This window comes from Novosphingobium marinum, from assembly GCF_013408095.1.
Taxonomy (GTDB): domain Bacteria; phylum Pseudomonadota; class Alphaproteobacteria; order Sphingomonadales; family Sphingomonadaceae; genus Novosphingobium; species Novosphingobium marinum.
The window spans coordinates 1-12766 of record NZ_JACBZF010000016.1 but is presented as its reverse complement, the minus strand read 5'-3'; the positions used below and the strand labels follow the sequence as shown (position 1 = coordinate 12766).

13 protein-coding genes and 1 pseudogene are annotated in these 12766 nt (G+C 61.2%); 5 read left to right on the top strand and 9 right to left on the bottom strand.

All coding sequences use genetic code 11. The features are described from left to right. Positions 1-150: 150 nt before the first annotated feature. On the top strand, positions 151-585 hold the full coding sequence (locus FHS75_RS17565) for a response regulator (RefSeq protein ID WP_218845330.1): 435 nt from the start codon (positions 151-153) through the stop codon (positions 583-585). A gap of 310 nt (positions 586-895) precedes the next feature. Here the strand turns inward: FHS75_RS17565 and FHS75_RS17560 are convergent, their stop codons facing one another. Further along, complete coding sequence (locus tag FHS75_RS17560) at positions 896-2989, bottom strand: catalase (RefSeq protein WP_179408947.1); 2094 nt, start codon at positions 2987-2989, stop codon at positions 896-898. 44 nt (positions 2990-3033) lie between these two features. Here FHS75_RS17560 and FHS75_RS17555 point away from each other — a divergent pair, with 44 nt between their 5' ends. Both FHS75_RS17555 and FHS75_RS18320 read left to right on the top strand, forming a co-directional pair. Further along, entirely contained in the window at positions 3034-3480 is a 447-nt protein-coding gene (locus FHS75_RS17555; RefSeq protein ID WP_179408938.1) for a globin family protein, read from the top strand. Next, entirely contained in the window at positions 3446-3565 is a 120-nt protein-coding gene (locus FHS75_RS18320; protein ID WP_179408946.1) for a TehB-like domain-containing protein, read from the top strand. The genes FHS75_RS17555 and FHS75_RS18320 overlap by 35 nt, the downstream gene beginning before the upstream one ends. A gap of 266 nt (positions 3566-3831) precedes the next feature. Here the strand turns inward: FHS75_RS18320 and FHS75_RS17545 are convergent, their stop codons facing one another. The 6 genes and pseudogenes from FHS75_RS17545 to FHS75_RS17520 all read right to left on the bottom strand — a co-directional run bounded on the left by FHS75_RS17545 (position 3832) and on the right by FHS75_RS17520 (position 8996). Next, positions 3832-4389: a cysteine hydrolase family protein gene (locus tag FHS75_RS17545; protein WP_229735739.1), complete on the bottom strand. Its 558-nt coding sequence runs from the start codon at positions 4387-4389 to the stop codon at positions 3832-3834. A 135-nt stretch (positions 4390-4524) separates the two neighbouring features. Beyond that, a complete protein-coding gene (locus tag FHS75_RS17540) occupies positions 4525-5316 on the bottom strand; it encodes an SDR family oxidoreductase (RefSeq protein WP_179408949.1) in 792 nt (263 codons plus the stop codon). A 215-nt stretch (positions 5317-5531) separates the two neighbouring features. Next, positions 5532-5875 (bottom strand): annotated as a pseudogene (locus FHS75_RS17535) (transposase); the annotation flags it as partial. Positions 5876-6041: 166 nt separating this feature from the next. Beyond that, positions 6042-6596, bottom strand: a complete 555-nt coding sequence (locus FHS75_RS17530; protein ID WP_179408944.1) for a hypothetical protein — start codon at positions 6594-6596, stop codon at positions 6042-6044. Then, the gene (locus FHS75_RS17525) at positions 6589-7221 is read right to left on the bottom strand and encodes a hypothetical protein (RefSeq protein WP_179408943.1); all 633 of its coding nucleotides are present in this window, start codon (positions 7219-7221) and stop codon (positions 6589-6591) included. Before FHS75_RS17525 ends, FHS75_RS17530 begins: the two co-directional genes overlap by 8 nt. A 311-nt stretch (positions 7222-7532) precedes the next feature. Next, positions 7533-8996, bottom strand: coding sequence for an ADP-ribosylglycohydrolase family protein (locus FHS75_RS17520; RefSeq protein WP_179408942.1), 1464 nt, complete (start codon positions 8994-8996; stop codon positions 7533-7535). Positions 8997-9252: 256 nt separating this feature from the next. Here FHS75_RS17520 and FHS75_RS17515 point away from each other — a divergent pair, with 256 nt between their 5' ends. Beyond that, positions 9253-9708 carry a DUF2924 domain-containing protein gene (locus tag FHS75_RS17515; protein ID WP_179408941.1) on the top strand — a complete coding sequence of 152 codons (456 nt, stop codon included), beginning with the start codon at positions 9253-9255 and terminating at the stop codon, positions 9706-9708. Further along, positions 9705-11372: a recombinase family protein gene (locus tag FHS75_RS17510; protein WP_179408940.1), complete on the top strand. Its 1668-nt coding sequence runs from the start codon at positions 9705-9707 to the stop codon at positions 11370-11372. The genes FHS75_RS17515 and FHS75_RS17510 overlap by 4 nt, the downstream gene beginning before the upstream one ends. Before the next feature lie 43 nt (positions 11373-11415). On the opposite strand, the gene FHS75_RS17505 is transcribed toward FHS75_RS17510, so the two are convergent. Continuing rightward, a complete protein-coding gene (locus FHS75_RS17505) occupies positions 11416-11649 on the bottom strand; it encodes a helix-turn-helix domain-containing protein (RefSeq protein ID WP_218845329.1) in 234 nt (77 codons plus the stop codon). A gap of 458 nt (positions 11650-12107) precedes the next feature. After that, a complete protein-coding gene (locus tag FHS75_RS17500; protein ID WP_179408939.1) occupies positions 12108-12353 on the bottom strand; it encodes an MbcA/ParS/Xre antitoxin family protein in 246 nt (81 codons plus the stop codon). Between the last annotated feature and the right edge of the window lie 413 nt (positions 12354-12766).

The following is a 12766-nucleotide window of genomic DNA, read 5'->3' as shown; positions in this document are numbered from 1 at the left end:
AATCTCTTCCGGCTTGTGCTTCCGTGCCATTCCATTCCTCCTTCAGTCCAAATCCTAAAACAGAATCTGGACCACCCAGAAGGGGGAAGCTCAGGTTTGCAGGGGAAGATCGTCATTCCGCTGGGGGATGTCGTTCCTAGAGATTGAGAAGTGCCTGCCAAGAAAGTCTCGGTCGTCGAGGACGAGTTTCTGCTCGCGTTGAATCTTGAGCAAACGCTCGTGCAGCACGGCTGGCATGTGATGGGACCGGTTGGTACCGTTCGTGATGCTCTGGCTCTGCTTCAGGAAGAGCTGCCAGTCGCGGCAATACTCGACGTCAATCTCGGGCGCGAAACCGTCACGCCGGTTGCCGTCCACCTACGGGAGCGTGGTGTCCCCTTTGCGCTTGCCTCTGCCTACGCCAAACCGGAGCAATATGGGGGTGACATCCTTGCCGGCGCTCCCAACGCAGGAAAGCCGACAGACACACGGCGCCTGCTCGCAATCCTCCAGCAATTTGTTGGTCCTGATCTTACCTCCGACAGGCGAGACAGCCGCTTACAGCAGCACGTTGATGGGACACCATCGAAACCGAAGGCGCGCTAAAAGCCGACATTTTACCTCCGATCTGATAGCGGATATCCCCCAGCCGAGCTGGCACAGCTGACGTAGCAAATCCGGGTAGATCAATACTTTGCCATCAAGGACACTGTCAGGCAGATCCATGTGTATCCAAAAAAACCGCAAGGACGCGAGGTACGCCATGAAGAAAATCCGGACTTCGTTGTCCAGGTGATTCCACTTTGCTTAATGCCAGTATCTTGAGGAGCCAGCGTTCCAAAGCCAGTGGCGGGCGCAACTTGAGTCCCGCCGTTCACGCTTTCGCGTCGATGGCTCATGGTGATCTCCTTTTTCGTCAGTCCTGCTTCACGCTTTCGCGATCCCAGAAGCGCAAACTCCCGCACCTACCGATGAAATCATTTGCCGCGTCTTTGCCGGTCGATACATCGACAAATCCGTCGTCCATCCAATCCCACACACCGGCGGTCTCGAATAGTGGCTGGACGGCAGGAACGTAGGCGACGAATTTTGCGTGTGCGAAGGCATCGTTGACGAAATCGATGCTTGGCTTGTCGGTGTTGTAGCGGCGAGCGGATCGTTCGCTCATCACCACCGCAACCGCATCGTATGCAACCGACGGGCCGCCATCGATTTTTTCGTCAGCTGCCATCGTGGAGCCATCCGAAAGCTTTGCGCCGCCGATATGAGGTGCCACGATTTCGACAATGCCGCCATTACCCTCGGCCGCATTTTTGAGGGCTTTGATTACCTCGGCATCGCCGCCTTCGGCGATGTAAATGCCGAGCTTGCGGCCTCTGAAGCTGCCGGGGCCGTTTCTGATGATCGAGAGCGCAGGGCTTTCGGGCAGATCGGTGATCGGGTCGCGCGCTGCGGGTACCTTGTCAGGAAGCTCCAAAAGGCCCAGGCCGTCGGCGACTTCTTGGGCCAGCCCCTCATCAATATGGCGCAAGTGGCCTACCATGCGTTCGCGGATGTCCGCGCGGTCGCACTTCGACAGTTCAAAGGTCAAGGCATTGGCCATGTGGGTCTGCTCGACCGGGGTTTGGCTAATGTAGAATTGTCGCGCCTGGCTATAATGATCGGCAAAGGTCTCGCTGCGCGTACGCATTTTGGGACCGGACACTTCCGCTCGATAGCTTTCGAACCCGCGTGTCGGACAGGCACGCGGCCCGCGCTGTTCGATCGGGTTGTTGGTATCGCCCCAACTGTTGGGCTCGTAATTGGCGCGCCCTTTGGGGTTGGTCATCGCCATATGTCCGTCCTGCTGGAAATGCCTTACCGGACATTTTGGCGCATTGATCGGAATGTGGGTGAAGTTGGGAGAGCCTAGCCGCTTGAGCTGCGTGTCGAGATAGCTGAAGTTGCGCCCCTGCAGCAGCGGATCGTCCGAATGATCGATTCCCGGAACGATATTCTGCGTGCAGAAGGCGACCTGCTCGGTCTCAGCAAAGAAGTTGTCCACGTTTGCGTCCAGCGTCAGCGTACCGATGATCTCGACCGGGACCCGTTCCTCGGGGATGATCTTTGTTGCGTCGAGTACGTCGAACTCGAATTGCTCGGCAAAGTTCTCGTCGAACACCTGGATTCCGAGATCCCATTGCGGGAAATCGCCCGCCTCTATAGCGTCCCACATGTCGCGCCGGTGGAAATCCGGGTCCATGCCGTTCACCTTCAGCGCTTCGTTCCAGACTACCGATTGAAGGCCCAGCTTCGGCTTCCAGTGGAATTTGACGAAGTGGCTTTCTCCCTTCTCGCTCACGAGGCGGAATGTGTGGACGCCGAAGCCTTCCATAAAGCGAAAACTGCGCGGGATCGTGCGGTCCGACATGATCCACATAATCATATTCATCGACTCGGGGCTCAAGGATACGAAGTCCCAGAAGTTGTCGTGTGCGGTTTGCGCCTGCGGAAAGCCGCGATCCGGTGCAGGCTTGGCAGCATGGATCAGGTCGGGAAATTTGATCGCGTCCTGAATGAAGAATACCGGGATGTTGTTGCCGACGAGATCCCAGTTGCCTTCCTTGGTATAGAATTTGGTGGCGAAGCCGCGCACGTCGCGGGCAAGATCGGGTGAACCCTTGTTGCCCGCGACGGTGGAGAAACGGGTGAAAGTCGGAGTCTTTTCTCCGACCTCGTTGAAGATCGCGGCGCGCGAATATTCGGGAATAGCCTTCTTAAGCTCGAAGTGTCCATGCACGCCGTAGCCGCGTGCGTGGACCACGCGTTCGGGAATGCGTTCATGGTCGAAATGAAAAATCTTTTCGCGTGCAATATGGTCTTCGAGCAGCTGCGCCCCCCGTGGGCCGGCGCTGAGCCAGTTCTGGTCGTCCGCTACCGGGTGCCCTTGGGCGGTGGTCATTATATCATCATCGCCCTTAGGTTTCTGATGGTTCGCTCCGCCTTTTGACAGCTCAAATTCATTTGGCATGCGCGCTCTCCTGTGGGCAAGATTTGCCCTACAAACGAGACGGCATGGAGATCGTTGCATCGCCCGGTCCCAGAGACGAAAATTTTTGTGGGATTAATGAATGTTATATTTCTATCGCCCTGAAGGTTTTTATTTCTCACACAAACGTAATTTTTTTGCACGAGACGTATTACTGCAGAGCGATTTATTTTTACCTTATCAGGCTGCGTCTCAACTTTTTATCATTTCGTTATTATTTCCGAAGACCAATTAATTTATGGTCCGGCCGTAAACGGCCCTCACGCTCGGCCAGCGCACCGGCAAGGCTTTTCTTTTCGAGTCTCCTCGCGGCGATCAAGGATGTACTCGGCGACGCAGCCACTGATGATGGCGTTGCCGCCTGGCGTGAAGCCTATTGGTTTCTGCAAATATTCTTGTTTCCAAAGAGGCGGAGCTTTACGCCGAAGAGGGCGCAAGATGACTACTGGGTCGTACTTCGGGCAACCGTATGAAACGCCCCCGCAATTCAATGAGGACACGCTACCTGAGGGCATCCGCAACTCACACAGTACGAAACATGGGGTTTGGGGCTGCTAGTAGTGGAGCCAGGGGTGGTACGTTTGATCATTCACGAACGCCGCCGTGAAGTGGCAGTTTCACCGGGACACCCGGCAACTGTTCCTCCCCAGACGCTCCATCACATGGAAACCGATGGTTCTGTATGCATGCAAGTCGAATTTTTTACCGCGAAATGCTGCAATCAAGAGAGGGCTGTGCCTCATGGCGAACTGAGTTCACACCGTCAGCGCGGGTCTTGGTGACACCGGCCGGCGGTCAAGGGCGGCTCATTTGGCTAACGCAGGTCAGATAGCGCTCAATTCACTGGTTGAGAGCCATTTAGCTTTTGGATCTTCGTTCCATCCGCTTAAACCCGGATCGCTTGTCGCGCGGATGTCTGCACGTAGGCGGTTTCCGATAATTTCCAGCGCTGCTTCGTGCCGAGAGAAATCGTCTGCAGCAACAGCATCGCGCGGCACCCAAAGGGCATAGTCACGCATGTAAGCATCTGCAGCGGTGAACAACACGCAGATATCTGTAGCGACCCCCGTCAGGATTAGTCTCGTTATCCCCAGCTTAGGTAAAAGAACCTGCAGGTTTGTCGCGTAGAAGCCAGAAAACTGGGGCTTGAGAACAAAATAGTCGTGTTGTCTAGGCAGAATGTCCAGGTCGGTGACACGATCACCCACCATGTCAATCAGTTGCGAACGATCGGAATGCCACTCGCCGAAATTATCGTTGACGTAAATGACCGGAATGCTCTTCGCATCAGCCCGCTTTCTGAGCGCAATAATCCGTTTTGACGCTTCATCAGCAGCGGAGCGCAGACTCTTGCCGCCGGAAAAGTCGAACGCATTGATCATGTCGATTATCAATAGGCCGGCACCGCCCCCCGGCTGGTCCCTGTGCGGCGCGACCGGCTTGCTCGGGCATTGGCGACTATTCATCGATTGTCGGCGCATACTGCTGGCCCACGAGGCCGCTCCCCCAAGCACGCATCAGATGAAAGGCTTTCCGCCGGTAACGGGAATGGTTGCTCCGGAGATATAGCTCGCCTCATCCGATGCTAGCATAACGTAGGGCGGAACAAGTTCCCGAGGTTGCGCAGGTCGACCAATTGGATAATTCATTCCGAATTCTCTCACATGCTCGGCCGGCATCGTCGCCGGGATCAGAGGGGTCCAGACGGGTCCTGGCGCCACACAGTTTACGCGGATTTTCTTGGAAGCTAGCATCTGAGCCAGACCCGCAGTGAAGTTCTGGATTGCGCCCTTGGTAGCCGCGTAGGCCAGCAGATGCTCATTAGGATTATCTGCATTGACCGAGGTGGTGTTTATGATTGTCCCACCCTCATCCATATGCGGAACTGCGGCCTTGGAGAGATAGAACATTGCATGGATATTTGTCCTGAAAGTCTTCTCCCATTCCTCGTCGGAAATTTCGCTCAGGTCGTCGAAAGTCATCTGATGCGCGGCATTGTTGACCAGAATGTCGATACCGCCCAGATCGTTGAGAGCACGCTCAACAATCTCGCGGCACTTTCCTGGCGAACCAATATCTCCGCCCACAAGACTCACCTTGCGACCGGCTCTTTCGATCCATCGGGCGGTCTGTTCAGCGTCCGCGTGTTCGGAAAGGTATGAAACCAACACATCTGCACCTTCACGTGCGAATGCGATAGCCACCGCTCTTCCGATACCGCTGTCGCCGCCCGTGATAATGGCCTTCTTGCCCGCCAGCTTGCCGGTGCCGCGATAGCTTTCCTCGCCATGGTCCGGCTGAGGGATCATTTTGCCGGTCGTTCCAGGGAGGCTCTGGCTCTGCTCGGGAAGAGGCGGCTGCGCGTCTTGCTGCGTGTTCACTGTGAGTCTCCGGTGAAGCGGATTGGCGCGTCTCGAGACCGGTGCGAAGAAAGGCCAAGCACGGTTCGATCAAAGAACGCAAACATCCGGAAAGGCGTTCCAACAGAAATCGGCGGCCGGTTTAGCCGTGTCGGACCAGTCGCCGCCCCGCTCGGCACCTTGCGCTGGGTCGATAGATGTTGTCCGAGCACGCGGCACACCCGCCGTTCGGAGACAGCCATCATTCCCCTGATGTGATCGATACAGCGCCTACGCGTTACGGGGCTCAGAAGTTTCCCCTGGCAGCCTCCTGCAAGATCAGCTTGTCCAGTGTGAGGTCCGACACCGCCCGCCGCAGCCGCTGGTTCTCTTTCTCCAGGTCCTTCATTCGGCGAGCCTGGTCCATCTTCAACCCGCCATACTCCTTGCGCCAGCGATAATAGGTCTGCTCGGTCACACCGATCCGGCGACAGGCATCCGCCACCGCGCCGCCCTGCACCAGCACGATCTCGGCCTCACGAAGCTAGCCGATAATCTCTTCCGGCTTGTGTTTCCTCGCCATTCCATTCCTCCTTCGTCGTCCAAAATAACAGAGATTCTGGACCACTCAGAAGGGGGCAGATCGGTCGGAAGACCAAGGCACTCATAGATTGCTCGCTGCGATTTTCCTGTGCTCACCCTTTGCCCGGCGCCGTCGACAGGCGCTTTCGCGTCACCTCCATCTTTTTGATGGCGTTGTCACGTTGGCCGCGGAACCTCCGGCGGTAGCGATGGAGCTTCTTCAGTTCTTTCGCGAGCCTTGAGGACAGCGGCTCTGCCCGAACAGCCCGCGATGGTGCATCTTCAGGCGATGTCGCCTCGCTCTCGCACGCGGTGATACCAGGTGCGACAAGCGACGTCTGCAAATCGCCAACGATCTGCAGAAGCATCGCATCGTATACTGCATCTATCTCCTGCAGGAGGAGCGATGCCGTGAGCGCCCTGTCGAGATGCTCGTGCCGGCCGGGTCCTTTGGCACCTGTGATGGCAACAAGCTCGTCTTCGATCTCCCGAAGCCATTCCGGCAGGACTGGTGGCAACGCCCGCCGTGCACGCAAACCGTGCTGAAATGCATTGCGCGAAGAGCGCAGCTTGCCGAGAGGGGTTTTGGGACCCTTGCCCTTTTTGCCATTGCGACGACTTGCAGCACGGGCAGCCTCGCTGCGGACAGGCCTGGCTTCCTCAGTCATCGGCGTCGTCCGGGCACCCGGCAGCATCTGTAGAAGCACAACTCGTCAACGCCGTGATCTCAACCTGCCTGCTGGCCTCGCTCGCCTTCTGGCGGCGGCGTCCCTCAAGCTTGCTGAACACCGAGTCGCGCTCGGCAAGCAGCTCCTTGAGAAGTCCGTCGAGCGAGGTCAGCGCTTCGAACCTGGTCGCATAGCTGAACCCTACGAGGCGCTCGAACGCCTCGCCACACTGGCCCAGATCAACCAGATCGAACCTTCCCATGCATTCGACGACATCACGAAGACTATCCCGCTCATCCTCGTTGCGTGCCCAGTCGCGCTCGGGCAATTCGGATTGGGGTGCATCGCCACCGGTGGGGCAAGCGGGTTTTTCGCGCGCAAGGCTGTAGATCACGTGGCGATGAAGACCGGCATGAATGGCGCGAAGCTGGTTGATGCGTCCTGTCAGGACCGCGATGTCGCGCACCCACATCTGCTCGATGATGTCGTTCGGTTCGATCTCCCGGGTGAGCAGTACAAGGAGTTCGGGCCAGGATGTCGATGTATGGTCCGGTCCGGCATGGATCATGGCAGCATCGGAAGCGGATACGGCTGCTGGAGCCGGGGGCGGTGTCATGTCGTTCATGTTCGAGGACCTTTCCTTTGTGGTTCTGGTCTCCGATTCTCTCGTGTCACGACCCTGGAATGAGAAGCCGGTCCATCGATGTGCGAATGACCCCCGGGATGCGATTCGCGCGAGACCCCGTCACGACCACCACGGGGCAAGCATAAAAGAGCCGACTGGATGGTGGTGGTCACCTAGCAAACCTGAGACGGTTAGACGCTGAGGCTTTGCCCAGCGATGCGGTTCCTATCGACAGGATCAGGTCGGGTTCACCGAAGCCGTAATCTTGCCGGCTCATTCCTTTGCCGAACGAACCCGGCCCCCCTTCGCCTTCAGGCCCCTGCCCTGAACAGCCGGCGCGCGGTCTCCTCGATGCGCTCGCGCCAGGCGAGGGCATCGAGCCACTGGGCAGGAAGCGCGGCGGTGCCATGGAGGGCGCCTGCCAGCTGCCCGGTGATCGCAGCAACCGTGTCGGTGTCCTCGCCCAGCCCTGAGGCAAGGACGAGCGCTTCGCGCGCACTGCCGGTGCGCGCGGTGCACCAGATCGCTGCCTCGAGCGAGTGGACCACATAGCCTGTCGAGGCGATGGTATCGCGGTGCCGGCCCTGCCAGCTCCCCGCCATGATCCGGCTGATCGCAGGTGCGAGCCGTGCCTGCCGGGGACGCAGCACCTCGCTGCGCGGTCGCCCGGCGATGGCATCGGCGAGCATGTCGCAAAAACCGATGCAGGCATCGACCGCTTCGGCAGCCCCGTGTGTCGTCCGGCTCTGGAGCGCGGCAACTTCGTGCATCGCTGCGCGGTCGCGCCAGTGGCGGATGGCTACAGGGGCTAGCCGCATCAGGCTGCCGTTGCCGGCGCTGTGCGGATCGGTCGATCCGGCAAGCGGGTCCCCGTCCCTCCTGTACCGCGCTATCGCCTGCGCGGTGGTCATCCCGATATCGAAGCAGGTCCCGGTGCACGAGTAGGTGCCGTGCGTGCGCCAGCTTGCGAACCGCTCCATGAGATCGGTTGCATCGAGCGCGGGATGGTCAAGGAGGCTCTCGGCAAGCGCGAGCGCCATCGCGGTATCGTCGGTCCATTGCCCGGGAGCAAGGCCGAACGGGCCGCCGCCTGTCATCGCCCCTGTCGGCACGTAGCTGCCGCGCCGCCTGAACTCGTAGGACGCGCCAAGCGCATCGCCTGCGGCAAGGCCGAGAAGCGCGGCGACCGCGCGGTCCTCGGCAGCACGGGGCGATGCATCGGGAACAGGTTCTGCAACAGGACCTGTGCCGAGAACATGGTCTTCCTGGTGCGAGGTCTCGATGGCGCCGGGCCGCGCCTCGCGCACCGCCTCGATCGCCGTGCGCGGCGCCATGCCCAGTTCTGCAAGGAGCCGGGCCGCGATCATGCCGGCACGCCCGAGCCCGCCCTTGCAGTGGACAAGGACATCGAACCCTGCGCGCAAGGATGTACGCAAGGCCTCGCCCGATACCTGCCAGGCCTCCTCGAACCTCCGGTCGGGGACGCTCACGTCGCGGATCGGCAAGTGCAGCCAGGTCATGCCATGGCGCTTCACCGCCTCGCCCAGCCCCCCGACCGCGAGCGTGGTCATCTCGCAGGGGTCGAGAAGCGTGACGACCGTGCCCGCACCCCACTGGGCAATCGCGGTCATGTCGAGCGCAAGATCGCGCTCCCAGCCCCCGGTCATGGCAGAGGGCTGGAACTTGCCGGGGCAGAACGTCAGCCCGACCCGGCCCATGCCGTCGCCGGCACGGACAGACGCGATCTGCAAGGGATGGGTTGTACTCGTGCGCATGGTCAGACCTCCTTGCCGGGGCGCGCTGTACAGATGGCAGCGCGCGAGAAGGTCACGACGTCATCCATCGATCTTCGGGATTTGCAACAAGTATATCTTTTATATCGCTTTTTTGCCTGCCCGGGGTCGACATCGGCGATGTTCGGGTGCATGTCGTCGCTGCCCGGCGGGGCCCTGTCGCCCCTGCTCGCCCCGGACGCAAGCAGCGCGCTCCCGGGGCATCGGCCAGTCCAGCCCCGAACGAGGAGACTGACCGATGCCGCGCCAGCAACCGCCTGCCACGCTCTTGCCCCTGCCTTCCGATCCTGCCGATGCGCTTGCCCTCCTGCCCGCGATGGATGCACCTGCGCTGCGCGCACACTGGACAGCGCTTGTCGGCACCCCTGCCCCCAGGGTCCGCCCGCAGCTCCTGCGCCTGGCGCTGGCCCATGAACTTCAGCTCGCAGCCTGTGGCCCGCTGCCCTCGCACCTCGAGCGCCGGCTTGCTGCGCTCGCCGGCGGAGCGACGGCTGCATCGCTGCCGCGCCCGGGCATGCGGCTCGTGCGCGAGTGGAACGGGGCGCTCCATACCGTCACCATCGACGATGGCGGTGCACCTGTCTGGCAGGGGCGCACCTACAGGTCGCTGAGCGAGGTTGCCCGGGCGATCACCGGCAGCCGCTGGTCGGGCCCTGTGTTCTTCGGGCTCAGGAAGCAGAAGCGCGCGGCATGACCAGGGTGCGCTGCGCGATCTATACCCGCAAGTCGAGCGAAGAAGGGCTCGAGCAGGACTTCAACTCGCTTGATGCCCAGCACGAGGCCTGCGCCGCCTATGTCGCGAGCCAGGCAAGCGAGGGCTGGCAGCTCCTGCCTGTCCGCTACGACGATGGCGGGCTCTCGGGCGGGACGCTCGAGCGCCCTGCCCTGAAGCGGCTGCTGGCCGATATCGGGCAGGGCGCGATCGACATCGTCGTCCTCTACAAGATCGACAGGCTCACCCGCTCGCTTCTCGATTTTGCAAGGCTGGTCGAAGCCTTCGATGCCGCCGGCACGAGCTTCGTCTCTGTCACCCAGTCGTTCAACACGACAACGAGCATGGGACGGCTGACCCTGAACATGCTGCTCAGCTTCGCGCAGTTCGAGCGCGAGGTGACCGCCGAGCGCATCCGCGACAAGGTCGCTGCCTCCAAGGCCCGCGGCATGTGGATGGGCGGCGCGCCGCCGATGGGCTACCGCCCGAAGGGCCGCAGCCTTGCCATCATCGAGGCAGATGCGAAGATCGTGGCCACGATCTACGAGCGCTACCTGGCGCTGGGCAACGTGCGGCTCGTGTGCGAGGAGCTTGCCGCCCGCGCGATCACGACGCCGCGGCGACGGACAGCTGCCGGGCGCGCCTATGGCGGGCGCCCGTTCTCGCATGGCCATCTCTACCGGATCCTCGCAAACCCTGTCTATGCAGGCGACATCGCGCACAAGGGCCGCGTTTATCCCGGCAACCATCGCGCGATCATCGAGCGCGCCACCTGGGAGGCGGTCCAGGCACTGCTCGCCAGGAACGCGAAGGGCCGGCACCGGCCGCACCGGGCCGGGAACGCAAGCGTGCTGGCAGGCCGGCTCGTCGATGAAGCAGGCGAGCCGCTGGTTGCCGCGCATACGACGAAGAAGGGCAAGCGCTACCGCTACTACGTATCGCGCCGTCTCCAGCACGGGGTCCGGAGCGCCGATGGCAATGGCATGCGCATCCCGGCAGCGGAGATCGAGGGACTGGTGGCGCGCGAGATCGCACAGGCGCTTGCCGACCCGCTGGCGCTTGCCGACAGGGCCGGGCTCGTCGTGGCGCCTGCAGACCTGAAAGCGCTCACTGCGCAATGCGCGAGCGAGGCAGCGGCGCTGCACGCAGGCGAGCCTGCCCTGGTGCCCGAGCTCACCGCGCGCATCACCACAGGCGAGCGCGCGGTGACCATTGTGCTCGACACAAGCGCGCTTGCCCGCAGGCTGGGCCTGCCGCGAACGCCTGCCGGCCCTGCAACACTCGAGCTCATCGCCCATGTCCGGCTCACCCGGACAGGCCGGGCAGTGCAGCTCGTCGAGGCAGGGGGCGCTCCGGCCGGCGCGGGCGAGCCCGACGCGGCGCTGATCCGCCTTGTCCTGCGCGCCCGGCGCTGGTGGGACGAGCTGTGCAAGGCAAGGCTGACCCCCACCGAGCTTGCCGCGCGCGAGGGGGTCACCAGTTCCTACCTCCTGCGCGTCGTGCGGCTCGCGTTCCTATCGCCAAAGGTGCTCGAGGCGATCCTCGAGGGCACCTTGTGCGCCGGCATCGACAGCACCGCGCTCACCGCCCCCGGCGCGATCGAGGCCGACTGGATGCGGCAGGAGCGACGGTTGCTGGTGCGGTAGACGGGGGCGGAGAGTGCGGGGATGATGTAGCAGCAGCCCGCGTTTACTTCAGCCTCGGCTCCGCACCGGCGCCCACGAACAGGATACCCTCGCGCTCCAGCGCTTCCTCGAGCTGGCGGATCGCCCAGGTACCCGGCTTGCCGGTACCCGCCTCGAAGCGGCGCAGGGTCGAGACGCTCACGCCGGCGCGTTCGGCAAGTTCCGGTTGGGTCAGGTTCAGAAGCATGCGTGCTGCGCGGCAGCTCATTGGCGACAGGGCTGAGGTGGTCGGGGTCATCGTAATGCCGAGGATGCCGAATGGGGTCGTCAAGGCAATGGCGCGATCAAGGCGCGGAGGCAAGAGTGGGGTTGGCGAAGCTTCACCAGGTGGCTGGATGGAATGTTCTGTCATGGCGGCTTTGCGCCCTACTTTAAGACGTAACCATCCGATATCGTAACTCCCGTAAGCGGACATTTTTCGAGGCCACCCCCGGCCACGGAGAATGAATATGACTACCTCGCAATTCGATCTTGACGCGCAGAACCGAGTTCCATGGAACTTTGGCGCGAAGATCGGTCCGAAGCGACCGTTCAACCTACGTGCCCCCCTGATCTTGGCGCAGAACTTCGTCGACCCTAAGGTAGGCCTCCGCCCTTAAAAGGAGCGGAGGCCTTTAGTCGAGGTAGGCACCACAAAAGCGCGATGTGTCCCTTCCGGTCGCCCGGTTTCAGCTCTTGCTGCGTTCTGCTGCGTGGCTATTCCTTGACAGGAACCACTTCTGGATACTGGATTTCGGCGAGCGCGCCTTCGACAAGAGCGCGTCCCGCTTCGCTTTTGATGACGAGGTCGATCGGCCGTCCGCCCAACTTGTCATTTGGCGCGTTCATGAATGAAATCGCAGCCTCTTTTCCAAGCACTTGCATTGCCAATCGCGTGGTGTCGCCCTGGCGGCGCGCGGCGGCTGGCGTAAGGCGCACCGCCGATTTGCGGAACGGCGTCAAAAGACGACTTTCGCCATGAGTCCAGCTGGGGCATATTGGGAATTCACGTCAGTTTCCTCAGCCAAAAGCGGGAGCGCAACGTGTCTCTCAGTCGCAGGACGCCAAGTGGTACTTACTGCGATGGGGCAAGGCTTAGCAGCTTGGCAGGATCAAGTCTTGCAAATAATTTCCCACGGCAAGTCCGGCATTGCGCAACTCGGCGTGCTGATGCAGCTGGCGTATGGATCAATCTACCCCGTAGCGCGTTAGATAAATTGTCGTTCCAGACTGCGGAGGGACTATCCCGAGAGGATTAAGTCCCGATGCAAGGTTTCCCCACGTAAGCGTGGCGTGAAGACCGCAGGTCAGGCTGCTTGGGCGATTGGAGCCGTTTCTGAAGACTTCCAGTTCCATGGCATGAGCTCGTCCCAGCG

Coding starts and splice junctions, on each gene's coding strand:
- FHS75_RS17560 (WP_179408947.1), bottom strand. CDS start 2,989: ATGCCAAATGAATTTGAGCTGTCAAAAGGCGGAGCGAACCATCAGAAA.
- FHS75_RS17555 (WP_179408938.1), top strand. CDS start 3,034: ATGGAGATCGTTGCATCGCCCGGTCCCAGAGACGAAAATTTTTGTGGG.
- FHS75_RS18320 (WP_179408946.1), top strand. CDS start 3,446: ATGACTACTGGGTCGTACTTCGGGCAACCGTATGAAACGCCCCCGCAA.
- FHS75_RS17545 (WP_229735739.1), bottom strand. CDS start 4,389: ATGATCAATGCGTTCGACTTTTCCGGCGGCAAGAGTCTGCGCTCCGCT.
- FHS75_RS17540 (WP_179408949.1), bottom strand. CDS start 5,316: ATGATCCCTCAGCCGGACCATGGCGAGGAAAGCTATCGCGGCACCGGC.
- FHS75_RS17530 (WP_179408944.1), bottom strand. CDS start 6,596: ATGACTGAGGAAGCCAGGCCTGTCCGCAGCGAGGCTGCCCGTGCTGCA.
- FHS75_RS17525 (WP_179408943.1), bottom strand. CDS start 7,221: ATGAACGACATGACACCGCCCCCGGCTCCAGCAGCCGTATCCGCTTCC.
- FHS75_RS17520 (WP_179408942.1), bottom strand. CDS start 8,996: ATGCGCACGAGTACAACCCATCCCTTGCAGATCGCGTCTGTCCGTGCC.
- FHS75_RS17515 (WP_179408941.1), top strand. CDS start 9,253: ATGCCGCGCCAGCAACCGCCTGCCACGCTCTTGCCCCTGCCTTCCGAT.
- FHS75_RS17510 (WP_179408940.1), top strand. CDS start 9,705: ATGACCAGGGTGCGCTGCGCGATCTATACCCGCAAGTCGAGCGAAGAA.
- FHS75_RS17505 (WP_218845329.1), bottom strand. CDS start 11,649: ATGACCCCGACCACCTCAGCCCTGTCGCCAATGAGCTGCCGCGCAGCA.